25 protein-coding genes are annotated in these 24,289 nt (G+C 70.3%); 14 read left to right on the top strand and 11 right to left on the bottom strand.

What is annotated here, in order from left to right; genetic code table 11:
• Positions 1 to 651: 651 nt before the first annotated feature.
• Both purF and purM read left to right on the top strand, forming a co-directional pair.
• On the top strand, positions 652 to 2,097 hold the full coding sequence (purF, locus tag ABT352_RS00005) for an amidophosphoribosyltransferase (protein ID WP_350941240.1): 1,446 nt from the start codon (positions 652 to 654) through the stop codon (positions 2,095 to 2,097).
• 28 nt (positions 2,098 to 2,125) lie between these two features.
• Entirely contained in the window at positions 2,126 to 3,151 is a 1,026-nt protein-coding gene (purM, locus tag ABT352_RS00010; RefSeq protein WP_350941242.1) for a phosphoribosylformylglycinamidine cyclo-ligase, read from the top strand.
• A gap of 199 nt (positions 3,152 to 3,350) precedes the next feature.
• Here purM and ABT352_RS00015 read toward each other — a convergent pair whose 3' ends face one another.
• Both ABT352_RS00015 and ABT352_RS00020 read right to left on the bottom strand, forming a co-directional pair.
• A complete protein-coding gene (locus ABT352_RS00015; RefSeq protein WP_350941243.1) occupies positions 3,351 to 3,584 on the bottom strand; it encodes a DUF3073 domain-containing protein in 234 nt (77 codons plus the stop codon).
• 149 nt (positions 3,585 to 3,733) lie between these two features.
• Positions 3,734 to 4,837 carry a Leu/Phe/Val dehydrogenase gene (locus tag ABT352_RS00020; RefSeq protein ID WP_350941245.1) on the bottom strand — a complete coding sequence of 368 codons (1,104 nt, stop codon included), beginning with the start codon at positions 4,835 to 4,837 and terminating at the stop codon, positions 3,734 to 3,736.
• A gap of 180 nt (positions 4,838 to 5,017) precedes the next feature.
• Here ABT352_RS00020 and ABT352_RS00025 point away from each other — a divergent pair, with 180 nt between their 5' ends.
• Positions 5,018 to 5,875 (top strand): DUF8083 family protein, encoded by an 858-nt coding sequence (locus ABT352_RS00025; RefSeq protein WP_350941247.1) that lies wholly within the window; start codon positions 5,018 to 5,020, stop codon positions 5,873 to 5,875.
• Positions 5,876 to 6,193: 318 nt separating this feature from the next.
• Positions 6,194 to 6,397, top strand: a complete 204-nt coding sequence (bldC, locus tag ABT352_RS00030; RefSeq protein ID WP_013133571.1) for a developmental transcriptional regulator BldC — start codon at positions 6,194 to 6,196, stop codon at positions 6,395 to 6,397.
• Positions 6,398 to 6,566: 169 nt separating this feature from the next.
• Here the strand turns inward: bldC and ABT352_RS00035 are convergent, their stop codons facing one another.
• A complete protein-coding gene (locus ABT352_RS00035) occupies positions 6,567 to 7,292 on the bottom strand; it encodes a TetR/AcrR family transcriptional regulator (protein WP_350941249.1) in 726 nt (241 codons plus the stop codon).
• A gap of 135 nt (positions 7,293 to 7,427) precedes the next feature.
• On the opposite strand from ABT352_RS00035, the gene ABT352_RS00040 reads away from it, so the two are divergent.
• From ABT352_RS00040 to ABT352_RS00050, 3 genes are all read left to right on the top strand, one after another.
• Positions 7,428 to 8,513, top strand: a complete 1,086-nt coding sequence (locus tag ABT352_RS00040; RefSeq protein ID WP_502992724.1) for a LacI family DNA-binding transcriptional regulator — start codon at positions 7,428 to 7,430, stop codon at positions 8,511 to 8,513.
• Positions 8,514 to 8,635: 122 nt separating this feature from the next.
• The gene (locus ABT352_RS00045; protein ID WP_344978307.1) at positions 8,636 to 8,884 is read left to right on the top strand and encodes a hypothetical protein; all 249 of its coding nucleotides are present in this window, start codon (positions 8,636 to 8,638) and stop codon (positions 8,882 to 8,884) included.
• Positions 8,885 to 9,136: 252 nt separating this feature from the next.
• Positions 9,137 to 10,054 carry an N-acetylmuramoyl-L-alanine amidase gene (locus tag ABT352_RS00050; protein WP_350941251.1) on the top strand — a complete coding sequence of 306 codons (918 nt, stop codon included), beginning with the start codon at positions 9,137 to 9,139 and terminating at the stop codon, positions 10,052 to 10,054.
• Between the two features lie 190 nt (positions 10,055 to 10,244).
• On the opposite strand, the gene ABT352_RS00055 is transcribed toward ABT352_RS00050, so the two are convergent.
• A complete protein-coding gene (locus ABT352_RS00055) occupies positions 10,245 to 11,786 on the bottom strand; it encodes a N,N-dimethylformamidase beta subunit family domain-containing protein (protein ID WP_350941253.1) in 1,542 nt (513 codons plus the stop codon).
• A gap of 128 nt (positions 11,787 to 11,914) precedes the next feature.
• Between ABT352_RS00055 and ABT352_RS00060 the strand changes: the two genes are divergently transcribed.
• Entirely contained in the window at positions 11,915 to 13,558 is a 1,644-nt protein-coding gene (locus ABT352_RS00060; RefSeq protein WP_350941255.1) for a beta-N-acetylhexosaminidase, read from the top strand.
• Between the two features lie 186 nt (positions 13,559 to 13,744).
• Here the strand turns inward: ABT352_RS00060 and ABT352_RS00065 are convergent, their stop codons facing one another.
• The 5 genes from ABT352_RS00065 to ABT352_RS00085 are packed head-to-tail and all read right to left on the bottom strand — an operon-like array spanning position 13,745 to position 16,673.
• Positions 13,745 to 13,945 carry a heavy-metal-associated domain-containing protein gene (locus ABT352_RS00065; protein WP_350941256.1) on the bottom strand — a complete coding sequence of 67 codons (201 nt, stop codon included), beginning with the start codon at positions 13,943 to 13,945 and terminating at the stop codon, positions 13,745 to 13,747.
• Between the two features lie 42 nt (positions 13,946 to 13,987).
• Positions 13,988 to 15,097, bottom strand: coding sequence for a quinone-dependent dihydroorotate dehydrogenase (locus ABT352_RS00070; protein WP_350941258.1), 1,110 nt, complete (start codon positions 15,095 to 15,097; stop codon positions 13,988 to 13,990).
• An 11-nt stretch (positions 15,098 to 15,108) separates the two neighbouring features.
• The gene (locus tag ABT352_RS00075; protein WP_350941260.1) at positions 15,109 to 15,453 is read right to left on the bottom strand and encodes an STAS domain-containing protein; all 345 of its coding nucleotides are present in this window, start codon (positions 15,451 to 15,453) and stop codon (positions 15,109 to 15,111) included.
• Positions 15,450 to 16,157, bottom strand: a complete 708-nt coding sequence (locus ABT352_RS00080; RefSeq protein WP_350941261.1) for a GAF and ANTAR domain-containing protein — start codon at positions 16,155 to 16,157, stop codon at positions 15,450 to 15,452. The genes ABT352_RS00075 and ABT352_RS00080 overlap by 4 nt, the downstream gene beginning before the upstream one ends.
• 57 nt (positions 16,158 to 16,214) lie before the next feature.
• On the bottom strand, positions 16,215 to 16,673 hold the full coding sequence (locus ABT352_RS00085) for a GAF domain-containing protein (protein ID WP_350941263.1): 459 nt from the start codon (positions 16,671 to 16,673) through the stop codon (positions 16,215 to 16,217).
• Between the two features lie 185 nt (positions 16,674 to 16,858).
• On the opposite strand from ABT352_RS00085, the gene ABT352_RS00090 reads away from it, so the two are divergent.
• From ABT352_RS00090 to ABT352_RS00105, 4 genes are all read left to right on the top strand, one after another.
• Positions 16,859 to 17,242: a hypothetical protein gene (locus ABT352_RS00090; RefSeq protein ID WP_350941265.1), complete on the top strand. Its 384-nt coding sequence runs from the start codon at positions 16,859 to 16,861 to the stop codon at positions 17,240 to 17,242.
• 80 nt (positions 17,243 to 17,322) lie between these two features.
• A complete protein-coding gene (locus tag ABT352_RS00095) occupies positions 17,323 to 18,102 on the top strand; it encodes a phosphatase PAP2 family protein (protein ID WP_350941266.1) in 780 nt (259 codons plus the stop codon).
• 40 nt (positions 18,103 to 18,142) lie between these two features.
• Positions 18,143 to 18,808: a phosphatase PAP2 family protein gene (locus ABT352_RS00100; protein ID WP_350941267.1), complete on the top strand. Its 666-nt coding sequence runs from the start codon at positions 18,143 to 18,145 to the stop codon at positions 18,806 to 18,808.
• Between the two features lie 290 nt (positions 18,809 to 19,098).
• Complete coding sequence (locus ABT352_RS00105) at positions 19,099 to 19,344, top strand: hypothetical protein (RefSeq protein ID WP_350941269.1); 246 nt, start codon at positions 19,099 to 19,101, stop codon at positions 19,342 to 19,344.
• Positions 19,345 to 19,586: 242 nt separating this feature from the next.
• Here ABT352_RS00105 and ABT352_RS00110 read toward each other — a convergent pair whose 3' ends face one another.
• On the bottom strand, positions 19,587 to 21,491 hold the full coding sequence (locus ABT352_RS00110; protein WP_350941270.1) for a glycoside hydrolase family 15 protein: 1,905 nt from the start codon (positions 21,489 to 21,491) through the stop codon (positions 19,587 to 19,589).
• Positions 21,492 to 21,750: 259 nt separating this feature from the next.
• Between ABT352_RS00110 and ABT352_RS00115 the strand changes: the two genes are divergently transcribed.
• Positions 21,751 to 22,704 carry a hypothetical protein gene (locus tag ABT352_RS00115; RefSeq protein WP_350941271.1) on the top strand — a complete coding sequence of 318 codons (954 nt, stop codon included), beginning with the start codon at positions 21,751 to 21,753 and terminating at the stop codon, positions 22,702 to 22,704.
• Between the two features lie 83 nt (positions 22,705 to 22,787).
• Here the strand turns inward: ABT352_RS00115 and ABT352_RS00120 are convergent, their stop codons facing one another.
• Positions 22,788 to 23,750, bottom strand: a complete 963-nt coding sequence (locus tag ABT352_RS00120; protein ID WP_350941272.1) for an AraC family transcriptional regulator — start codon at positions 23,748 to 23,750, stop codon at positions 22,788 to 22,790.
• 80 nt (positions 23,751 to 23,830) lie between these two features.
• Between ABT352_RS00120 and ABT352_RS00125 the strand changes: the two genes are divergently transcribed.
• Positions 23,831 to 24,289 (top strand): anthrone oxygenase family protein (locus ABT352_RS00125; protein ID WP_350941273.1); only part of this gene is annotated, 459 nt, incomplete at its 3' end.

A 24,289-nucleotide genomic window follows, 5' to 3' on the forward strand; every position in this document is an offset into this window, starting at 1 on the left:
TGCCTGGCGCGCGCGCCCCGGGGGCGCGCCCCCCCCCCCCCCCCGCCCACCCCCCCGCCCCCCCCCCCCCCCCCCCCCGGGGGGGGGGGGGGGGGGGGCCCCCCCCCCCCCCAACCCCACACGGCCCCCTCGCCGGGCACCCCGCCCTGCGGCTCGGCCCTGCCGGGAATCTCCGTCCACCCGGTCGACGCCGTCCTGTCGGGAGGCTCGGCGGAACCGGAAGGCTCGGTCCACCCGGTGGACCCGCTCGCCGGGGCGGCGGGCTCCCGCCACGTGGGCGGTTCGTTCGAGGGAGGGACGGGCCACGCGCCCGGTTCCGGGGCGGCGGGCGCGTGCTCGGGCCCGGGCTCGGGCTCGCCGGGGACGGCCGCCTCCTCGGAGGTGCCCCGCGTTTCCTCCGCGCCGGCCCCTTCCTGGTCGGAGCCCCTGTCCCGCGGCACTCGTCGCGGGCCGGGCTGGTTCGGGTCCACAGGGTCCACAGGTGTTGTCACGTCTCGTCTCCCGACGCTCGGGCATGCCGGATATCTCACACTCCCCTGTCGGCCGGTGACGAAACAGGCTGACACGGCAAAACACCGATGATCGTTCGGTCAGGGTGCGACATGCCACGGAACGGACCCTGGGTGCGAGCAGGGAAGAAGCCGACCTAGAATGAAGCATGTGCTGAAGGGCGACGGCCATCTGAGCCATGACCTCGACTCCCGCGACCGGCCTCCGAAGGACGCATGTGGCGTCTTCGGAGTGTGGGCCCCCGGGGAGGAAGTCTCCAAACTCACCTACTACGGGCTGTACGCGTTGCAGCACCGCGGCCAGGAGTCCGCGGGCATCGCGGTCAGCGAGGGCAGCAGGATCCTCGTCTACAAGGACATGGGCCTGGTGGCCCAGGTCTTCGACGAGTCCGTGCTCGGGACCCTCCGCGGCCATCTGGCGATCGGCCACTGCCGTTACTCGACCACCGGATCGAGCGTCTGGGAGAACGCGCAGCCGACGCTGAGCTCGACCGAGTCGGGCGGGCTCGCGCTCGCCCACAACGGCAACCTGATCAACACCCCGGAGCTGTCCAGGCGGCTCTCCCCCGGCTCCACCCGGGCGACGACCGACACCGAGGTGCTGGCCGCACTCCTGGCCCAGGACCGCGACCGGTCGATCGACGACGCGGCCGCCGACCTGCTTCCGCAGGTCAGGGGCGCCTACTCGCTCGTATTCATGGACGAGAAGACCCTTTACGCGGCCCGTGACCCGCAGGGCGTCCGCCCGCTGGTCCTGGGACGCCTGGAGCGCGGCTGGGTGGTGGCCTCGGAGACCGCGGCGCTGGACATCGTGGGCGCCACGTTCGTCCGCGAGATCGAGCCGGGCGAGCTGATCACCATCGACGAGCGCGGTGTGCGCTCGCGCAGGTTCGCGCTCGCCGAGCCCAAGGGCTGCCTGTTCGAGTACGTCTACCTCGCCCGCCCCGACACCACGATCGCCGGGCGCGGCGTGCAGACCACGCGCGTCGAGGTCGGCCGCGTGCTGGCCCGCGAGCACCCGATCGAGGCCGACCTGGTCATCCCGACGCCCGAGTCGGGCACCCCCGCCGCCGTCGGCTACGCCGAGGAGAGCGGGATCCCCTACGGTCAAGGTCTGGTCAAGAATTCCTACGTGGGCCGCACCTTCATCCAGCCGTCCCAGACGATCCGGCAGCTGGGCATCCGGCTGAAGCTCAACCCGCTGAAGGAGGTCGTCGCGGGCAAGCGCCTGGTGGTCGTGGACGACTCGATCGTGCGGGGCAACACGCAGCGGGCGATCGTGAAGATGCTGCGCGAGGCGGGTGCCACCGAGGTGCACGTCCGGATCTCCTCCCCGCCGGTCAGCTGGCCCTGCTTCTACGGCATCGACTTCGCCACCCGGGCCGAGCTGATCGCCGGTTCGCTCAGCGTGGAGGAGATCCGCGCCTCGCTCGGCGCCGACTCGCTCGGATACATCTCGCTGGAGGGCCTGACCGCGGCCACCACGATCCCCGAGGACCGGCTCTGCCGCGCCTGCTTCGACGGTAGGTATCCGATCCCGATCGACCAGGACAACGTGGGCAAGTACGTGCTAGAGGCCAAGCGTTGAGCGGGCCCGGCACGCGAGGAGAGGGTTCATGACCAGCTACGCGGCCGCCGGAGTGGACATCGACGCGGGCGAGCGCGCCGTCGAGCTGATGAAGTCGAAGGTCGCGCGGGCGCGTAGGCCGGAGGTCGTGGACGACGCCAGCGGCTTCGCCGGCCTCTTCGACGCCTCGGCCCTGCTGTCGTACAGACGACCGCTGCTCACCACGTCGACCGACGGTGTCGGCACCAAGGTCATGCTGGCCCAGCGGCTGGACAAGCACGACACGATCGGGATCGACCTGGTCGGCATGGTCGTCGACGACCTGGTGGTCTGCGGTGCCGAGCCGCTGTTCATGACCGACTACATCGCCTGCGGCAAGGTGGTCCCCGAGCGGATCGCCGAGATCGTGGGCGGCGTCGCCGAGGGCTGCCGCCTCGCGGGCTGCGCCCTCGTCGGCGGGGAGACCGCCGAGCACCCCGGCGCCATGGAGGCCGGCGAGTACGACCTCGCGGGCGCCGCCACCGGGGTGGTGGAGGCCGACAGGATGCTCGGCCGCGACAGGGTCCGCGCGGGCGACGTGGTCCTCGCGCTGGCGTCCTCGGGCGTGCACTCCAACGGATACTCGCTGGTCAGACACATCATCGACCGGGCGGGGCTCTCGCTGGAGGCCGAGCTGCCCGAGCTGGGGCGGACGCTGGGCGAGGAGCTTCTGGAGCCGACCAGGATTTACTCCCTCGACTGCCTGGAGCTCGCCCGCGCGGTCGACGTCCACGCGTACGCCCACATCACGGGCGGCGGCCTCGCGGGCAACCTGTCCCGCTCGCTGCCTCCGGGGCTGGACGCGCTGCTCGACCGCTCGTCGTGGACCCTGCCGGCCGTCTTCGAGGTGCTCGCGGGGCACGGCGGGGTGGCCCAGGCCGACATGGACCGGACGTTCAACCTGGGCGTGGGCATGGCCGCGGTCGTCCCCGCCGAGGCCGTGGGGCCCGCCCTCGCGCTGCTCGGCGAGCGGAACCTCCCCGCCTGGGTGCTCGGTGAGATCGTCGAGGGCTCGGGCGAGGCGCGTTTCCGCTGATCCGTGCTTTTCCGGAAAACCTTCGCGTAGCTCTCCTCCTCCCCTCGCGAAGGGGAGGAGGAACCGGATGGGAGTCGGGTACGGCGAAAGGCGCTCCGGACCCACCGGAGCGCCGCATATGGTCGACCCGCAGCGAGAAGAACACCCGGCGGCTTGTGTCCACCACCGGGTGCCCTGCTCACATCAACCTGAAATCCGCCTAGCGGCGGCCGGATTTCCCGTCGTCGCGGTCATCTCCGGAGCCGAAGTCATCGGCGTAATCGGCGTACCGATCCGCCAGCTCGTCGTAGGCGTCGTTGGAGTCGTCATTGTGGTTGGAGTCGTCTCTGACTCCGAGCTCGTCGCGCAGACGCTCAAGATCAGTGCCACCGCTGTTGTACTTCAGCTGGCGAGCAACCTTGACCTGCTTGGCCTTTGCTCGGCCGCGCCCCATTGGCTCGACCCCCTCGTGTGGGGTCGTGCCCGACCCCTCGTCGCTAACGCACCACGCACTGACGCCACCTGACTTAGGCGTCAGCTCTCGTTCGCCTACAACCGTACCCGTTTTACGCCCGGCTCGGTACGTCGTATGGGCGTGTGGGGCTAGCGGCCCAGCCAAATGCCCCTAATTCGCCCGACTTCCGACATTCTGCGCTCAGCCAGCCTATCGGCTGCGACCGCCGGGGGAACGCCTTCCTCCGCCGCGCTGGAGAAGATCTTGAGAGTCGTGTCGTAGATCTGGGTGGCCTTTGCCCGCGCCCGCTCCATGTTGAACCCCCTGATCTCGTCCGCGACCTGGATCACACCGCCGGAGTTGACCACGTAGTCGGGCGCGTAGAGGATCCCGCGGTCGGCGAGCCGCTTCTCCACGCCGGGGTGGGCGAGCTGGTTGTTGGCCCCGCCGCAGACGATCGTGGCGCGCAGGCGGGCCACCGTCTCGTCGTCCAGCGCCCCGCCGAGGGCGCACGGCGCGTAGACGTCGATGTCGGCGGAGGTGATCTCCGACCGGTCGGCGACGACCTCGACCTGCGGGTGGATCCGCCGCAGCCGCTCCACCGCCTGTTCGCTCACGTCGCAGACCACGACCTCCGCGCCGTCCTCGATCAGGTGGCCGACCAGGCGGTGGCCGACCTTGCCCACGCCCTCCACGCCGACACGCCTGCCACGCAGCGAGGGCGTCCCGTACGCGTGCTCGGCGGCGGCGCGCATGCCCTGGAACACGCCGAGCGCGGTCAGGATCGACGAGTCGCCGGCCCCGCCGTTGGCCGGGGTGCGGCCGGTCACGTACGAGCACTCGCGGGCCACGACGTCCATGTCCTCGCTGTAGGTGCCGACGTCGCACGCCGTGTAGTAGCGGCCCCCGAGCGACTGGACGAACCTGCCGTAGGCGCGCAGCAGCGCCTCGCTCTTGTCCTTCGCCGGGTCGCCGATGATGACGGCCTTGCCGCCACCGAGGTCGAGTCCCGCCAGGGCGTTCTTGTAGGCCATCGCCCGCGAGAGGTTGAGCACGTCCGCCAGCGCGGCCTGCTCGCTCTCGTAGGGGTAGAACCTGGTGCCGCCCAGACCGGGGCCCAGGGCGGTGTTGTGGATGGCGATGATCGCGTGGAGGCCGCTTCGCTCGTCGGAGCAGAAAACGACCTGTTCGTGCCTCGCCTGGCCGGTTACCGGGCCCTCGTCCTTGTGGGACGGCCCGAAGACGTCGGTCACTGTGGTGACTCCCAGTCGTTCGTTACCGCCGCACCGTTGCGGCGGAGATCACCCTCAGCGTAACCACAAGTCCCCAACCGGGACGACGTGCGCGAACGTCCCATCTCAGTGACCGAGACGACCCCCGCGGAAGCGGGCTCGCTACGGACAACGGTCGGTCCTTCGTGACACGATGCGGTCGTGCTGCCCTATGCCGCGTACCTCCGCGTCTACGAACCGCTGGTCGCGTTCGCCCCGGCGGAGCGCGTCTCGTGGTCCGCCTACTCCGAGACGACCGACCGACCGCGCCGAGCGAGCGCCCTGCACGCCGAACACGGCGAGGCGGTGCGGCGCCTCCTCGGGGTACCGCCGACCCCGGCACCCGCCCAGGAGAGCCCCAACGCCTATCTGAGGCGCGTGGAGGAGGTCCTGTACGTCTGCCCCTGGCAGAGCAGGCTGAGGTCGTGGCTCGCCTTCTCACGCTTTCGCGGGGCGACCCCGCCCAAGCTGATGGAGCGCTTCTTCCCGCCGGCCGTCGCGGAGCGGACGGCCGACGACTTCGACCGGTTCAAGCGCGGCACCGACTCCGCCGCGCTGCGCACGCACATCCGCGGCTCCACCTGGCACGTTCCGACCTCGTGGTTCGTCCCCTTCGACGGCAACGAGCGCTGGCTGGTGATCGACGGCGGCGAGGGGCAGGGCGGCACGACCACCACGCGCAACCTGATCTACGTCACCTCCATGGCCCACGCGAGGCGCCGCAGCGCCCGCGCCCTGCAGGTCATCAAGAGGCAGGTGGGCGACGCCTCGGTCACGGCCGAGGTCGAGGACGTGGCACGCTGGCTGGAGGAGTTCCACCCGCACTCCCTGGTCGAGCTGGACTACGGCGGCATCGTCAACCTCATGGACGACGAGACACTCCAGGCCGACGAGTCCGTGGCGGAACTCACGGCGGCGCTGACAGGTCTGGAAAAAGGCGAGGAAGAACTGGCGTTCGCCATGTACCAGCGCGTCATCCTCCGCTGGCGATCAATACAACTTCTCGAATCAGCAAACTGAGTCGCAAATCATCCCTTCGACCTGCGTAAGTAGGTCCGTCGATGACCGGGGATGCACCTACGAACTGAGTAGTTTGCCGTTTTCACTGCGATACCACGAAACGTGTCGCTAGAATCACCGAGCGTGACAACAACACGTGTACAAGAGAGATGAGTCGCTCAAAGACTCGCCAATCGCTCTACGTGGCTGTATGGTCACATCGGGTGATGCCGCATATGGCCCAAACAGCCGCACGCAAGGGCCATAGGCGGACATCCGTGACAAGCGTCAAGTCGCAGGATCGCTGTCGCCGGTCCACATGGAGGAGAGGCCGCACAAATGTCAGCTCGTACACCCGAGGCAGAGCCGCTGCTCACCCCGGCGGAGGTCGCAACCATGTTCCGCGTCGATCCCAAGACCGTGACCCGGTGGGCGAAGGCGGGCAAGTTGACGTCCATCCGCACCCTGGGTGGACACCGCCGATACCGGGAGACCGAGGTTCGCGCGCTGCTCGCGGGGATTCCGCAGCAGCGCTCAGAGTAAGACGGGGGCCGTCACTGACCTAGGGGGATTGGTGCGCGCTCACCCTTTGAGCGTGTAGGCCACACGGGTTTGTGGGGAGCGGCGTCGCCCGCCCGGCGCCGCCCCAGCACGTGCTCCGCACGGCCGGGCACGTGCTCCTGAACGGCTCAGCGGTGCCCCAGGGGCTTCCTCAGCCGTCCGTCCCCGACCTCTCCAGGTCCACGGGACGACTCGCCTGTTCTCTGAACAGGTCGTCCAGCAACTCGCCGACGCGCGAATCGTGCTCGGCCGCCACGCCGAGCAGCGCCACCAGCTGGCCGATCAGCATCCGCTCCAGCGTCGGCCGCTCGATGTCACGGCGCTCCAGCCAGTCGAGGCCCGCGGTCTCGACGGAGGCGATCCACGAGCGCAGCGCGACCCGGAGCACGGGTCCCGGCTCCTCGATCCGCATCTGCTTCATGATCAGCCTGAGCAGCCGGCGCCTGACCGAGTCGACGACCTCCCCGATCTCGCCGCTGCGGTTGGCGGGACCGCCCTTGAGCAGCGCGGCGAAGCCCGTCGCGTGCTCCTCGACGAAGTCGAAGTATCGGGTGAGCCCTCCGGCGAGCTCGTCCAGCGGGGTGCCCGCCCCCTGAGGCCTGAGCCTCGCCTCCAACTGGGCCGCGGCGCTTCTCAGCGCGGCGACGTAGAGCTCCTGCTTGCCACCGAAGTAGTGGTAGACCAGGGCCCGCGACGCGCCGGCCGCGGAGGCCACGTCGTCGATCGACACGTGCTCGGCGTCATGCCTGCTGAACAGCTCCAGCGCCGCCGCCATGAGCTCCTCGCGACGCCGGTCGACACTGAGCCTGCGCCGCGCCGGTCGCGTGTCCCCCGGCACGGTTTTCGCCCGTTCGGCGGCTCCGGATGTCGACCTCACATCGTGAAGACTATCGGAGCCGTTCCGCCCGGCCGCTTGGTCAAGATCGGAGTTCCCTTCCCTCCAACCCGTACCCCATTCGGAACTCGATCGTTTTGAGTGACAGGTGCCCATCCACCATCGCGGGGGAGAGCCATGTCAGGACCGTCAGTCAACACCACCGTCACACGAGCCCGCGGGTTCGCCGAGCCCGTCTTATCCGACGGGAGCGGGCCACGCCCGAGACCCACGATCCGCAACGTGGCAGAACGAGCCGGTGTCTCCAAATCACTGGTCTCGCTCGTCCTGCGCGGATCGCCCCACGTCAGCGAACATCGCAGGCAGGCCGTGCTCCAGGCGGCCAGAGACCTCGGCTACCGGCCCAACGCCGTCGCGCGCAGCCTGGTCGAGGGCCGTACCCACCTGGTCGGGGCACTCGTCGCCGACCTGCACAACCCGTTCTACGCGGAGTTCCTGGACGGCCTGCAGGAGAGCCTGCACGGCGACGGGCTGAGACTCCTCATCGGCAACAGCCAGTGGGACCCCGCCTTCGAGGACGAGGCGGTCGAGGCGTTCCTCGAACTTCGCGTCGACGGGCTCGTCCTGCTCGGCATCGCGCCCACCAGCGGGACGCTCATCGAGGCCACCGGCTACACGCCGACCGTGGTGGTGGGCGAACGCGACATCGACCTCGGCGGCGTGGACATCGTCGTCGACGACGACCAGCTCGGTGCCCGCCTCGCCGTCGACCACCTCGTGGAGCTCGGTCACCGCAGGATCGCCCACATCGAGGCCGCGGGCATCTCCTCGGGGCGCTTCCGGTGCGAGGGTTACCTGGTCGCGATGCGCAGGCACTCCCTGGCGCCGTACATCATGGTCGAGGAGGGCGAGTCCAGCGAGGAGGGGGGCGCCAGGGCGGCGCACAGCCTGCTCACGCGCGACCCCCGGCCGACAGCGATCTTCGCCGCCAACGACCGGGTGGCGATGGGCGTGCTCTCCGCGGCCACCGAGCTGGGACTGCGGGTTCCCGAGGACCTGTCCGTGGTCGGGTACGACAACATCCACCGGGCGGGCACCCAGCCGATCTCGCTGACCACCGTGGACCAGCCCCGCCGCGCCATGGGACGCTCCGCCGCCGCGCTGCTGAACGACCGGATCGGAGACCCCGGCAAGGCCTCACGTCTGCGTCAGGTCACGCCGCAGCTGGTCGTACGGAACAGCACGGGCCCCACCGAACGCTGAAGAGCCTGCCTGGAGCGTTACAGTCCGCCCAGGCAGGCTCCATGACCTCCTCAAATCCGGGTCAACATCGAGGGCGCCCGCGTGCCGCCGGTGTTGACTCTGGCCGAGACGAGGGGGTAGCGATGCGTGATCCGGAACTTGTGTCATGCGCCCAGCGGGCCGCGGCCGAGCTTGAACGGGCATGGGCCCACTGGCGGGCCGCCCGGGGCCGCGGCGGCGACGCCGGAGCCGAGTCCGTGGCCAGTTACGTGGCTCATTCGATCGACCATCCGTGGGGACGGCCGCGTGTGGTCCTCGGGCTGGACGCCGAGGACGCCAGGGAGCTCGCCTCGCTCCTGCAGAAGCAGGAGGTCGGCGAGCACGTCTGGTGAGCCTGTCCCGGGACGGGAGAGTCCGGCTGAGACCGGGGCCCGTGACGGGAGGGTTCCCCGAAGCCGTGTCTCCTGGCGGGCCGTGTCCCGTGACGGGAAGGCCCGCCTGAGGCGGGAACGTGTCACATCGCGTGACGGGCGTCGCGGGGCGGGAGAGCACTGCTGAGGAGGGAGTGCGTCACGCCTCGTGACGGGCGAGCACATATCGCGACATCGGCTGAGTCACACGTCCGGGCCACGTAAGTTGGGTGATTGACGACTTCCTTGGGGGCGATGAGCGTGACCGGCAAAGCACTCGCGACGACCCTTGTCCTGTGCGGACTCGGCGCCGCCGCCTGCGGTGGCACCGCCACGGGCGCCGACCTCGCGCGAGAGCGCGGCCCTGTCCCTCCCGCCGCCGCCGACACGGCCGCGGCACCGGCCGCCGACACCCTGAGCGGCCCGGCGACCGGCACGGCGAGCGATCCCACCGCGAGTCCCGCGGCGGGGCGGAGCGTCCAGAGCGACCGGCCGCTCAGCGGCAAGATCGTGGTCATCGACCCCGGCCACAACGGGCAGAACTACCGCCACCCCGCGGAGATCAACAAGAAGGTCAACGTTCTGACCCAGTGGAAGGCGTGCGACACCACGGGCACCGCCACCGCGAACGGCTACAGCGAGGCCGCCTTCACCTGGGACGTCTCGCAGCGCCTGGCCAAGATCCTGAAGAGCCGCGGCGCGACGGTGAAGCTGACCCGTGCCGACAACTCCGGCGTCGGGCCGTGCATCACCGAGCGAGCCGCGATCGGCAACAAGGCGAAGGCGGACGCGGCGATCTCGGTCCACGCCGACGGGGCGAACCCCGCCGACCACGGCTTCCACGTGATCATGCCGGAGAAGATCGGCGGCCCGGTCGACCCGGTGGTCGGGGCCTCCAAGAAGCTCGGCCTGGACGTTCGCAACGCCTTCGCGCGCGGCACCGGCCTGTCGTACTCCACCTACATCGGCAAGAACGCCCTCGACTACCGCGACGACCTCGGCGGACTGAACCTCTCCACGGTTCCCAAGATCTTCATCGAGTCGGGCAACATGAAGAACCCCACCGAGGCTGCCAAGTTCCAGCAGGCGGCGTTCCGGCAGAAGATCGCGCTCTCTCTCGCGAACGGGCTCCAGCAGTACCTCAAGCGGTAGGCGAGGGCGAGATCGCCCGAGGCGCCTCGGGCGGGCTCCGGCGGTATCCCGTGGGCACGGGAAGCCCCTCAGCGGCTTCCAGCGTTAGCGCCGGGACCCAAAGCCGCCGGAGGGAGTTACGGCGGCGCGGAGACACGCTCAGCGGCTTACAGCGGCACCTCCGAGCCCGTGCTCGGGGGGAGGGGGCACCTCAGCGGGGTCCTTCCAGACCCAGGGACCTCAGGTTGTCGCGGGCCGGGTGGCTGCGCGCGGCCGGGCCGGCCGCGAAGACCTTCAGGATGTTCCCCGTCGCCCTGCGGACGAAGGCCCCCGCCTCCCGCGTGACGCCGTGGCCGCAGCGGGCACCCCGCATCGCGCACACCCAGCGCATCGTGCCCGAGCTGAACACCCCGGCGCCGCTCGGCACGGTGTAGTAGGCGCTGTGCGCGACCGTGGCGCGACCTCCGCAGTCGACCGGGGAGACCGACAGGACCTCCATGGGGCGCGGTACGCCCGCGCCGACCCTGTCGGTCTCGACGCCGACCATCCCGGGGAAGACGGTGCCGCGCCGCACCCCGGTCCCCTTGAAGATCCAGTTGCCGGGGCGCCTGACCACGTAGGCGGACTCGGAGGGAAAACAGTCGTACATCGGGCCGGTCAGCGAGCTCTCCGGCCTGGCGGTGGCCCGCCACAGGACCGTCCGGGCGTCCTCGGCGGCGTCCTTGTGGCAGACCACCAGGCGGCGAGGTCCCAGGCGCGTCGCGGCGAGGCGGATCCGCCAGTAGACCGCGTTGGCACCGAGGAAGGCGAGGTTGGTGCCGCGGTCACGGGCGGCCTCGACGGTGCGGCGCATGCCCGGCGACCAGTACTCGTCGTGGCCCAGCGACACCAGCCCCCTGGCCCCGTCGAGGACGTGCGGGTCGCGGTCCAGGTCCAGGCTCGTGACGTAGGCGAGCGGAAGGCCGCGACGCTCGGCGAGCTCGATGGCGTCGCGTTCCATGTCCAGGAAGAGCCGCGCCCCCGATGTGTCGTACGGACGGTCGAAGCTGACCGCCCGGGACCTGTCCGCGAAACCGCCGGGGCCGTGGTAGAGGCTGCGGCCGCCCCAGTCGTTGTACGCCTGCCAGGTGGTGACCGCGTTCACGACGACGAGGCGTCCCCCGGCGGAGGCGGACCTCACGGTGAGGGGGACGTAGCGCCGTCCCCCGGTGGCGGCGTCCAGCCTGATCAGGTAGGAGCCCTCCGGCCATCCCGAGGTGTCCACCTCGGGGCCGGGCTTCCAGTGGGCGGCGGTCACCGTTCCCGTGGCGGCGATCGTCCTGGGCGGAGCCTGCCTCCTGCCGGGTAGCCCTGCCGCCCGCCAGACCTGCCTCGCCCCGGCCCCGCCGTACCAGCCCATCCGGAAGGCCCTCGCGGTGTAGCGGTCGGCGGTGGTCGAGACGTACAGCCGGAAGCTCTCGCCGGGCAGCACGCTCACCCGGTCGGCGAAGCCCTCGATCTCGTGCTCGGCGCCGCGTCGGCGCACCCGCCACCCGGGATCGCCCTCCCTCGCGTTCTCCGCCACGGTGGTGTCGTCCCCCTCGGCACTCCTCACCGCGGAGGAGGACACCGTGGGAGTGGGCGGGGACGAGGTCGAGGGGTCCTCGACGGTGACGGCGCACCCGGCGACCAGCATGATCGTCACCAGGATCGCCGACGGTGTGCGGGCCGGACGCCTGGAGACCCTGGAAGGTTGGAACATGAGCAGCAGCATGTCCGGACGGAGCGTCTCCCCCGCTTCTCCCGCGCGGTACTTGGGCGGTTCTTGATCCCGTGTCCGGGCTCGCCGGCGTGAAAAGCCGGTCCCTCCGGCGATTCCGGCGATTTGGCATGATCTATAGCATGACTGACCTCCTGCCGTCCCCCTCCGCTTTCACACCTGCCGGCGGCGTCCTCGGCCTGCCCCACGGGGTCGTCGTCTCCGGCCCCGCCGAGCCGGTCGACGCCGTACGTCTCGCGCTCGCCGTCCTCGACCCGCGCCCCGGCGAGGCGGGAACGATCACGGTGGAGCCGGACGCCTCACTCGGCGCCGAGGCGTACGTCCTGGAGGTGACCGGCGAGGGCGTGCGGATCGCGGCCGGAGACCGCGCCGGCGCCTTCTACGCGGGCCAGACGCTGCGGCAGCTGCTGCCCTCGGCGGCGTTTCGCACGGTGGCCGGCGGCGGGGCGGACTGGAGCGTCCCCCTCGGCCGGGTGCGGGACGCGCCCCGGTTCTCCTGGCGCGGGGTGCACCTGGACGTGGCGCGGCACTTCATGCCCAAGCGCGAGGTGCTCAGGATGGTCGACCTCATGGCGGTCCACAAGCTGAACCGCCTGCACCTGCACCTGGTGGACGACCAGGGGTGGCGGGTCGAGAGCCGTCGATATCCCCGGCTGCACGAGGTGGGCGCGCACCGCCCGCGTACGGTCACCAGCCACTACCGGGAGGATCTCGCCTTCGACGACACACCGCACGGCGGCTACTACACGCTGGAGGACCTCGCGGAGATCGGCGCCTACGCGCGGGCCCGAGCCGTGACGGTCGTGCCCGAGATCGACGTGCCGGGACACGCCTCGGCGATCCTCGCCGCCTACCCCGGGTTCGACGCCCGCGCCACCGGCGGCCGGAGCCCCGAGCCCTTCACGGTGCTGGATCGCTGGGGCATCTCCCCCGCGATCCTGTCCCCCCTGCCGGAGACGATCGACTTCCTGACCGGCGTGATCGAGGAGATCACGGGGGCGCTGGGCGAGACCCCGTACGTCCACATCGGCGGGGACGAGTGCGTGCTCGACGACTGGGCCGGCTCCCCCGAGATCGTCGCCTTCCAGGCGGAGCTGGGGCTGGGGAGCCTGAGCGACCTGCACGCCTGGTTCCTGCGCCGGCTCGCGGACGAGCTGGCCGAACGCGGCAGCAGGACGGTGGTGTGGGACGAGGCGTTCGTGAGCGGCATGCTCAGGCCCGACACGATCGTGATGCCCTGGCGCGGTCCCGGGGTGGCGAGGCGCGCCGCCGCCGCCGGGCACGACGTGGTGCAGACCCCCGTCTTCCCCCTGTACTTCGACTACGCCGAGGCCTCCAGCGAGGAGGAGCCCCTCGCGATCGGCGACGCGATCACCGTCTCCGACGTCGCGGCCTACGCTCCGGCGCCGGAGTCGTGGACGGCCGAGGAACGGGAACACGTGCTCGGGACACAGTTCCAGCTGTGGAGCGAACGGCTGCCCGACGCGCGGGCGGTGGACTACCGGGCCTGGCCCCGGGGGTGCGCGCTGGCCGAGATCGCCTGGTCGGGCTCGGCCGGGGCCGGGTTCGAGACCCGGCTGGAGGCGCACCTGACCCGCCTCGACGCGCTCGGTGTCGAGTATCGGCCGCTGACCGGCCCGCACCCCTGGCAGCGTGGGGGGACCGGCCGCCGACGCCACCGCCCGGGGGTCGTCAAGGTGGACGAGGCGATGAAACACCTGGAGGAGCTGACCCACGAGGCCGACTCGACCCGTCCCAGCATGTGACCCTCGGCGAGCTCCCGCCGAGGGTGACCGCCCGGGGGCCCGTAGCCCCGCCCCCGCCCCCGCCCCCGCGCCCGTCCCGGCAGGTGACGGCTCCGGCTCTTGACGAGCCCCCACGGGCGGAACCCGGATTCCGTCCCGGTGCGGGACGGGGGCGCCCTTTACGGGCGGGGCGTGGATTCCGGCCGGTCAGGAGACCTCGTAGCCCGCTTCCTTGACGGCGGCGCGGACGGCCGTGTCGTCGAAGGCGTCGCCGGAGACGTCGACCCGTCCGGTCTCAAGGTCGACGTCGACACCGGTGACACCCGGGACCTCGCCGACCTCCTCCTTGACCGAGCTCACGCAGTGACCACAGGTCATGCCGGTGACGGTGTATGTGATCGTGCTCATCGTGCCTCCAAAGCCGTGAGGTTACCCACCCAGGGTATAGCGTCAGGCCGTGGCGCTCCGGTCGGCGGTGCGGCCGATGATCTGGCGGAGGTCGACCACGCCGTGACGGCGCAGGCGGCGAGAGAGGTCGCGGTTGACGTGATAGGCCCAGAGGGGCCCCTCGTAGATCAGCGCGCTGTATCCCTGGACGAGCGTGGCCCCGGCGAGCAGGCGCTCCCAGACGTCGTCCACGTCCTCGACCCCGCCGACGGAGACGAGCACCAGGCGGTCGCCCACCCTGGCACGCAGCCTGCGCAGCACCTCCAGCGACCTGGCCTTCAGCGGACGCCCCGACAGGCCGCCGCTCTCGCGGCTGTGGTCACGGCCCGAGGGCTCCGCGACGGCCAGCGTCTGCCTGCCGATCGTGGTGTTGGTGGCGATGATGCCGTCGAGCCCGAGCTCCAGGGCGAGGTCGGCGACCGCGTCCACGTCGGCGTCCGCCAGGTCGGGGGCGATCTTGACCAGCAGCGGGGTGCGCTTGGGCGTGGCGTCGGCCACCTCCTTCACCGCCCGCAGCAGCGGGCCCAGCAACTCCACGGCCTGCAGGTCGCGCAGGCCGGGGGTGTTGGGCGAGCTGACGTTGACGACGAGGTAGTCGGCCAGGGGGGCGAGCTCCCTGGCACTGGCCACGTAGTCGGCGACGGCACCCGACTCGGGAACGACCTTGGTCTTGCCGATGTTGACGCCCACGATCGCGGGGACGCCCCTGGGCCTGGCCAGCAGCCTGGCCGCGGCGGACGCGCCCGCGTTGTTGAAGCCCATCCGGTTGACGATCGCCCGGTTTCTCACGAGGCGGAACAGGCGGGGCCTGGCGTTGCCCGGCTGGGCGTGGGCGGTGATCGTGCCGACCTCGACGTGGCCGAAGCCGAGCGCGGACACGGCCTCCACGCAGCCGGCGTCCTTGTCGAAGCCGGCCGCCAGCCCGAACGGGCCGGGGAAGTGCACGCCGAAGGCCTGCACGCGCAGCGCGGGGTCGCGTGGCGCGAGACGGCGGTGGACCAGCCGTCTGACCACGGGCGTCACCGAGAGGACGCGCAGGGCGCGCACCGTCAGATGGTGCGCGTCCTCCGGGTCGAGGCGGCTGAGGACCTGCGAGAAGACGAATCGATACATCACCGATCAGGTTAGTGCCCCGGCGAGGTGCCGCTCGCGCCGACCGCGTCCCCGGGGTATCTGATCAGGAGGTATCGGTCGAATCCCAGCAGCCGCAACAGGCGGAGCACAGGACCCGAGGGGCGGAGAACGATCATCTCGCGGCCCAGGCCGCGCATGTACTCGTCGGCCCGGAGCAGGGTCCGGGCGCCCGCGCAGTCGATGAAGCCCACGTGGGCCAGGTCGAACTCCACCGTCTTCGCGGTGGTCGTGCCGAGGACGCGTCGTAGCTCGACGCCTCCAACGGCGTCGAGATCACCGTGAACGGTGATCTCGACGCTGTTCTTCGAGGGCTCAGGCGACGTGAGCAGGATCACCGTATTTCGCCCGCCCCCTCACCGAGCACCTCGGCCGCCAGGTCGGCGACGCGGCGGCGGGAGTCACGGGCCTGCTTGCGCAGGCCGGTGAAAGCCTGGGTGGCGGTCAGATCGTGCTTTCCCATCAGATAGCCGATCGCCCGCTCGATGACCACGCGGTAGTCGAGGGCGTACTGGAGCTGGTCGGCCAGGGCGCTCTTCTCCTCGGCGGCCATCGCGACGGTGAGAAGCTGCTCGATCACATCCGCGTAGCCGTAAAGCGCCTGGACATCCGACTCGTCCCACTCGTACAACTTCGCCTGGTAGACGTTCAGCGTGCCCACGGGCTCGCCTCCAAGACGCACCGGCACCCCCGCCACCGCCCGCACCTCGGGGTGCAGCCGGTCGGCGAGCTTCGGCCAACGGGGGTCGACCCGCACATCACTTGAGGTCACCGCGCAATTCTGCTCATACGCGGAAACACATGGTCCCTGACCAAGATGGAGCTGCGCGCCTTCAAGACTGCGGCCCCGCTCATCGGTGGCCACCAAATAACGAAGATCTTTACCTTCTTCGGCAAACATCAAACCCGCACCCGCATATCCGAACAGCGAGTTCACCACATCCACGGCACGCTCCAACTGCTGAACTATGCCTGTGGTGGACGAGGTCGTCTGAAGCCTTCTCAGGCTCGCGACCAGCGCTTCCGGATCAATGTGAGTCATATGTGGAGCGCCTTTCAGCGTCGACCTGGTTACTTGACGTGCACACTACGACTTCCCTCAACAAGAAGATCTATGAGCCATGCTCTGGAGGACCATCACCATGAGCTCTCCGAGACGTTCTCCCGTACGGACTTTCGCGGGTTGCCATTCGTGGCTCGTCCGGTCGTAGAAATTCAGGGTGCCGATCAGCGTTTTCTCCGCCCGCAATGGCACGGAGAGCACCGCCCTGACCTCCGAGACCCGCGCGGCGACGCCGGGGAAGCCGAGGGGCCTGGCCGCCCGCAGGTCGTCGACCACGACGTCCTCGCCGCGGCTCAGGGTCTCGATGGCGGGCCCGGCGCCGATCTGCTCCTGGATCAGCTCCAGTTGCCGGCCCCGCTCGTCGGAGCCTCCGACCGCGCGCAACCGGTCGTGGTCGTCTATCAGCATGAGTGCGGCCCCGTCGGAGCCGAGAACGTCGGCGAGGGCGCTCAGGGTACGGTCGACGAGCTGAGTGAATTCAAGAACCTGGGTCATGGGCGAGCTTCCTCCACGTCGAGGTAGCTCCGCGGACACAGGGCGGAATGATCTGCGAAACAAAGCCTAGTGCTGCCCGATGACTCCGGCCAAGCGGTTCCCCCTTTGGCCGTACGCAGGGGCCGGACATCACCGTCAATACATCGTTAAGCGTTCGGCAAACAACGATCGGCAGGGTTGGGCCTATGAACATCCTGTCACGTTCGGCCATCGCCCGACGACGGCGCACCCTGGCGAACCTCGTGCTCCGCGATCTCGCGGACACCGGTGACGTCACCCTCCCCGCCTGGTGGGAGGAGGAGATCCAGCGGGAGTTCGGCGGGCTGGGCGGGTTCCTGGCCGAGCTGAGCCGCCAGTGGTGGACGGCCTACGCCGCGCACCTGGACGCGCTGATCGAGCTGGGCCTCGACGACCCCTCCCAGGCGTGGGACGACGTCAGCGAGCAGATGCCGTGGCTGCGGGCCGTACTCGACGCCCACACCGACGACGCGGCACTCGCCGAGGCCGAGCGGCGGCACTGCGACGTCCTGCGCTGGACGACCCGGCGCGAACCCCGCCACGCGGCCTGAGGACCCCTCGGGCCCGGACGCTCACATGTCGTGCGGGGAATCGCGGGGAATATTCGCGGGGAATCGGGTAGCCATGAACGATGGTCAGATTTGTCGAAGGCAAGCCCTCGCCGCAGAGGAAACCCGGTAACCACGCCTCTGACCTGCGGCTGGGCGTGCGCCTGACGATGGCGCTCGTGGCAGTGGCGATCTTCACGGTGCCGTTCGTGGTGCTGCTGGTGCTCGTGAAGACCTCCTCCTCGCCGCTCAAGAGCCTCGACGAGAGCATCGCCCTGAGCCTGCACGCCCAGGCGCTGGCGAACCCCGGCTACACCACCTTCCTCAGCGTGGCCACCGAGGTGTTCGGCCCCTGGACGTGGCGTGTGCTGGTGGTGCTGGCCGCCGTCTGGCTCTGGCGCCGGGGCGCGCCGCGCCTGGGGATCTGGGCGGTCGCCACGATCACCTTCGGCGGCCTGCTGAACCTCGCCGTCAAGGAGATCGTCGACCGTGCCCGGCCCGACCTGCCGGATCCGGTGGCCTCGGCGCCCGGAGCCTCCTTCCCCTCCGGGCACGCGATGGGAGCGGCGCTGGGTACGTGCATCCTCGTGCTCCTCCTGCTGCCCTTCCTGCGGAGCACGGCCTCGCGGATCATCGCCTGGGTCGTCGCCGCGGCCATCATGGTGTTCGTCGCGTACAGCCGGATGGCGCTCGGCGTCCACTGGACCAGCGACGTGATCGCGGGGGTCGCGCTGGGCGTGGTGGTCGTGGTGGGAGCGGCGGCGGGGTTCGAGGCCTGGCGCCGTGGGGAGGGCCGCAGACCCGCCGAACCACACGTGGAAGGCGTCGAACCCGAGGCGTTCCGGGAGACCCATTCGGGGTAGCTGGCGCGCCATGTCGAAAATGTCGGTGGATTTCAAAGGCGTGACACGTCTCATCCTGGCGCCGCTGGCCATCATGGCCGTGCTGACGATCGGCGTCGGCCTCCTCATCACCAAGGTCCTGCAGACGACGACCCTCATCGCGAACGACCAGGGGGTCAACGCGCAGATGGCCGAGGGCCGCACGGCCCAGCTGAGCTCGATCACCGACGTGCTGTCGGGCCTGTCCGACACCCCGGTGATCATCACTGCCACCGCGCTGCTGGTCATCGGCTTCCGGCTCGCCTTCAAGCGCTGGAACGAGTCGATCTTCCTCGCGCTCGCGGTGTTCTCCCAGTCGGCGATCTTCCTGCTCGCGACCGTCTTCGCCGAGCGCAAGCGACCCGCCGTCGAACACCTCGACCCCGCCCCGCCCACCTCCAGCTTCCCCTCCGGGCACACCAGCGCCGCGGTCGCCTTCTACTGCGGCGTCGCCCTGGTCCTGACCCTCCACACCCACCGTTTCAAGATCCTGAACGTGCTGTGGTGGGTGGTCGGCCTGGGCATTCCCCTGGGCATCGCCTACTCGCGCATGTATCGCGGCATGCACCACCTGAGCGACGTGAGCTGGGGTTTCCTGCTCGGCGCGGTCTGCATCGCGGTGGCCGCCAACGCGCTGCTGTTCCGGCCGGTGGTGCAGGAAAAAAAGAAAAAAATTCTGAGCACGTAGCGATCCCCGGCCACGTCGGGGATCCAGGCGTCGCGAAGATCGCTGAAGCGTGCACCGGCGGGGGTGAGAGAGGGACATTCCCACCCGCCGGACCGCTTCACATGAGACCGTTGTGAAGCAGCACCACCAAGGTTCACACCCGCTATCAGGTGTCACCAAAAGATCACTGCGCGCTACGAAGTAAGATGAAAACCTCGTTAGGGAGATTCAACTCCTCCCCTCGGGGCACGAGCAGCCAGCCGACCGGACCGAGGACGTTCGCCGGCTACCCTCCAGGAAGGAAGCTGGCCATGGATCAACAGTCCGTCGTCTGCCAGAAATGCACAGGCGTTCTCCTCGCCACCGACTCCCGCACCTACACCGCACAGCGAGGACGCCTGATCCTGGCCAACGGCTACTGCACCTGTCCCGCCGAGCAGGCCGCTCCCCAGCAGCAGTCCCAGCCTCAGCCCGCCGCGGAACAGCCCGCCACGCACCGGCAGCCCGCCCACCCTCAGCAGCAGCCCGCGAACCAGATCTCGATGGTGGGCGCCTAGCACCTTCTTCGAAGGGTCGCCCTTGGGAGGGTCGTCGCGGCGTCGGGAGGCGTACGCGACGACGAAGCGGTGCTCAGCCGCTCAGCCCCCAGGCCAGCACCACGGACAGACCGCTCGTCGCGAGCAGGCCGACGACCACCACTATGGCAATCACTCGACGGTTCATACCCGAGAGCCTAGCCAGGCATCCGGATGGTCCCGCACGTCAGCGCCCGGGTGGGGCACCAGGGGCGAGTACGGGATCATGACGGCCAGCTGGTCGGGGGCGTCCGCTCGCTCTCCGCGCGGATGATGTGGATCACCGCGTTGATGAGCGCCAGGTGGGTGAACGCCTGGGGGAAGTTGCCGAGGTGGCGCCCGGTCACCGGGTCGATCTCCTCGGCGTAGAGACCGAGTGCGCTGGCGAAGGAGAGGACCCTCTCGCACAGCCTGCGGGCCCGGGTGAGCTCCCCGATCTCCGTCAGCGCCGAGACGAGCCAGAACGAGCAGATCGCGAAGGTGCCCTCCTCCCCGCTCAGGCCGTCGTCCGTGCTCTTCGTCTCGTAGCGCAGGACCAGCTCTTCGGCGGTCAGCTCGTCGGCGATGGCCAGCACGGTGGCGCGGACCCTGGGGTCGTCGGGCGGCAGGAAGCGCACCAGCGGGATGAGCAGGAGCGACGCGTCGAGGGCGTCGGTGTCGTAGTGCTGCCTGAAGACCCCGCGCTCGCTGACGCCGTGGGCGCACACGTCGGCGTGGATCTCGTCGGCGACCGCCTGCCAGCGCTCGGCGAGTTCCGGCTCCTCCCTGAGCCTGGCGAGCCTCGCGCCCCTGTCGGTCGCCACCCAGCACATGACCTTCGAGGAGGTGAAGTGCTGTGGCTCGCCGCGTACCTCCCATATGCCGCGGTCGGGCTCCCGCCAGTGCCTGATGGCCGACTCGACCTGCCGCTTCAGGATGGGCCAGATCCGCTCGTCCAGGCGGTCCCGCGACCGGGTGTGGATGTAGAAGGAGTCGAGGACCGCGCCCCAGACGTCGTTCTGACGGTGCCGGTAGGCGGCGTTGCCGACCCTGACGGGCTTGGCGCCCTCGTAGCCGGAGAGATGGTCGAGAACGTACTCGTCCAGCTCCCGTTCGCCGTCGATGCCGTACATGACCTGGAGTTCCTCGTCCCGTTCCGCCACATCGGCGATGAACCAGAAGAAGTCGTCGGCCTCCCAGTCGAAGCCCAGCGTGTACAGGCCCCAGAGGGCGAAGGTCGAGTCCCTGATCCAGGCGTAGCGGTAGTCCCAGTTGCGGTCGCCGCGCGGGGTCTCGGGCAGGGAGGTCGTCGCCGCCGCGATGAGGGCACCCGTGGGGGCGAAGGTGAGGCCCTTGAGGGTGAGGGCGCTGCGCTCCAGGTATCTCCGCCAGGGGTGGTCGGGGAAGGCGCCTCTGGCGAGCCAGTGCTGCCAGTGGTGGGCGGTCCACACGAGCCGGTGGTAGGCGTCCTCGAAGGTGTACGGCGGCTCGTGCATGGTCCACGACAGCGCGCAGAAGCGCGTGTCGCCCTCCTTGAGCAGGGTGCGCGCCATCGCGCGTCCGCCCTCGAACCCCAGCCGCATGTCGGTGGTGAGCCGCAGCTCCAGGCTCTCCCCCTCCGCGGTCGCGACGCCCTGCTGGTAGCCCCTGTCGGTGTACGCCCAGTCGGCGGACTTGCGCCCGTAGTCGAAGATCGGCTCGCAGTCGAGCGTGACCTGCGCCTCCCCGCTGACGCACCGCACCGTGCGGAGCAGCACGTGGGAGGCGTCGTAGTCGGTCGGCGCCCTCCTGTGCGTGTGGGAGAGCTCCTCCTCCTCGTGGTGCCAGGGCCCCATGAGCAGCACGTCGCGCACGATGATCCAGCCGGTGGGGGTGCCCCAGCTCGTCTCCAGGACCATGGTGCCCGGCAGGTAGCGGCGCGCGGCGGGCACCCTCAGGTCGGCGGGGCCGAGCCGGAAGCCTCCCGCGCCCCGGTCGAGGAGTGCGGCGAAGACGCTGGGGGAGTCCATCCGGGGCAGGCAGAGCCACTCGATGTTCCCGCTCGGGGCGACCAGCGCGGTGGTCTCGCAGTCGGACAGGAACCCGTAGTCGGCGATGGGCGGGAAAGGGGAGGGACCGGGCAGCTGGTGCACGGGTGAGTTCCCTGTCATCAGTTCTCCTTGAGCCTGGAGACCTCCGCTTTCGAACGGAGAGGACCGTCAGGCGCCCTTCCTACCCCGCCTGTCGCTTTCAGGCACGTCTTTCACCCGGATATCCGCCGCTCAGGAAGCGATGGCTCGGTCCATCAATGATTCCCCGCGATGTCTCATAAGTCACATTATTCCCAGCCGCGTGTGAACTTTTCGGACATGCTGGTGTCGAATCTGCTATTAAGATGCCCGACCAAGGTTCACATCAGAGAGGGTCATCGTGGGGCGCGACGACATCCAGGGATCGTACGAAGAGGATCCTCGCGAGCAGACCGGTCCCCTCGGACCGGCCCAGCGGGAACCCGAACGCCCCGCCGGCGACGTGCTGTCGGACGGATGGAACGAGATCGACCTTCCGGACCCCGTACCGGGCGACGGATCTCAGGTGATCGTCCACGTGGACGGGTCCCGGGAGATCATCCGGACCGACGGCTCCCGGGAAATGGTCTATCTCGACGAGCGTCGCGAGACAGGGGACACCGACGTCACCTCCGACGGCCCCCTCTACCGCGACGAGGACGAGGAGACGCCGACGCGCGGTTTCCTGGGATCGGGCTGGCGGGAGGACCCCGACCCCTACGAGGATCGCCGCCGCAAAGGCAGGAGCAGGAGCAGGATCCTGCTCGCGGTCGTGGGTGGCGTCGTGGTCGCGGGAGTCGCGGGCGGCTGGATGCTCTCCGCCTCCGTGAACGGGCAGCCCGACACCAGGTGCTCACCCGGCGCGCGGTGCTCGGTGGCCGACATGCCGAAGCTGCCCTCCGAGACACCGGCCCCCGGGCCCGAGGAGACGACGGAACCGTCGGAGGAGGCGCCCACGGCCGAGGAGCCGACGACCGCCCCCACCCGGGCACCCCGGGCCCAGGAGCCCTCCGCCCGTCCGTCGCCGACCCGCAGCGCCCCGCCGAGGGAGACCCGCCCGACGCGGACCGCCGAGGAGAGCGAGCAGGAGGAGGCCTCCCGGGAGAACTCGACCCCGCGAGCGCGGATCACCTCGGAGCCCGCACCCTCGCAGACCGGCCAGGCCCCCACCGAGAGCGCCGAACCGAGCCGGCAGCCGACGACGGCGCCGCCGACGCAGGACACCGGAACGAACGACAACTCGGGTGGCGGAGGTGGCGGTGGAGGCGGCGGCGGTGGCGGTGGCGGCGGTCTGCTCGACTGGCTGTTCCGGTAGGCCGTCACACCACCATGGCCGGAGAAACCGGATCCGGGGGGGAGCCGGATCCGGGGGAGCCGGTCATCGGGTCGCGCCCCCGGTCAACGTGCGGAGCCGGTCCGCCGGGAATTCCCGACCCCGGCTCGGTGCTCCTGCGGGCTGACGCCGCGTTCGCGCTTGAAGGCGACACTGAGCGCGAACGCGCTGCCGTACCCGACCCGCGTCGCCACCGCACCGACGGTCGCGTCGGTCTCGCGCAGCAGGTCGGCGGCCATGGCGAGCCTCCAGCCCGTGAGGAACGTCATGGGCGGCTCGCCCACCAGCTCGGTGAAGCGGCGAGCCAGGGCCGCGCGGGAGACACCGGCCCCGGCGGCGAGCGCGGCCACCGTCCAGGGATGGGCCGGGTTGTTGTGCAGCATGCGGAGAGCCTTGCCCACCACGGGGTCGCCGTGGGCGCGATACCAGGCGGGCGCCCCGGCCTCGGGGCGGGAGAACCAGGCCCGCAGGACGGCGATGAGCAGCAGGTCGAGCAGCCGGTCGAGAACGGCCTCCTGGCCCGGATCGTCCTTGACGATCTCGTCGCCGAGCAGCGGGACGATCGGGCAGTCCCACGCGTCCTCCCGAAGGACCAGCAGCGAGGGCAGCGCCTCCAGCAGACGGCTGCTGATCTCCCCGCGCATCTGGTAGGCGCCGGTGAGGAGCACCGCTGACCCGTCGGGGCTGTTGCCCCAGGTGCGGATGCCCAGGTCCATCTCCTGAGCCAGGCTCCGCCCGTCGACGGTGGTGCAGTGCTGGCCCGGATGGATCACCACGTCGGGCGGTGTGGCCGGATCGCAGGCGACCGTGTAGGGGTCGGGGCCGAGGACGATCGCGACGTCCCCCGGCCCCAGACGCACCGGGTCGCCGTCGTCGGGGACCACCCACGCCTCACCCCGGACCACCGCCGTCAGGGCGAGCGGTGCCCGGTCCTGGACGCGCAGGGACCAGGGCGGGCTCAGGATCGAACGGAGCAGGAACGCTCCCCTGGCCCTCGGACCGTCCAGAAAGTCGGTGAGTGCGTCCACACCTTCACCGTAGACGCTGAAACATGGAAACGCGCTTCTCGACCATGGACCGTCTCAATCCACGCCGGTTCACTGGTCCCATGACTGCGATGTCGCTCTTCCGAGGCCCCGCGCTGGTCGCGGCGGCCATCACCATGGGACTCATGGCGGGTCTCTTCTACGCCTACACCTGCTCCGTCATGCCCGGCCTGGCCCGGACGGACGACCGGACCTTCGTGAGCGCGATGCAGCGGATCAACGTGGCGATCCTCAACGGCTGGTTCGCCGCCTGCTTCGGCGGCGCGCTGGTACTGACCGTCCTCGCCGCGGCGCTGCACCTCTCCCAGGACGCGCGGCCCGTGCTGCCCTGGATCGTGGCCGCGCTCGTCCTCTACGTGGTGACGCTCGCCGTCACGATGGGGATCAACGTGCCGCTGAACAACGCCCTCGACGCGGCCGGGGACCCCGACCGCGTCACCGACCTCGCGGCGGTGGGGGGGGGGGTGGGTACGGGGGGGGTGGGCGGGGTCCGGGGCCGGGCGCGGGGGGGGGGGGGGCGC

It is taken from the genome of Streptosporangium sp. NPDC000563 (genome assembly GCF_040299985.1).
Taxonomy (GTDB): Bacteria; Actinomycetota; Actinomycetes; order Streptosporangiales; family Streptosporangiaceae; genus Streptosporangium.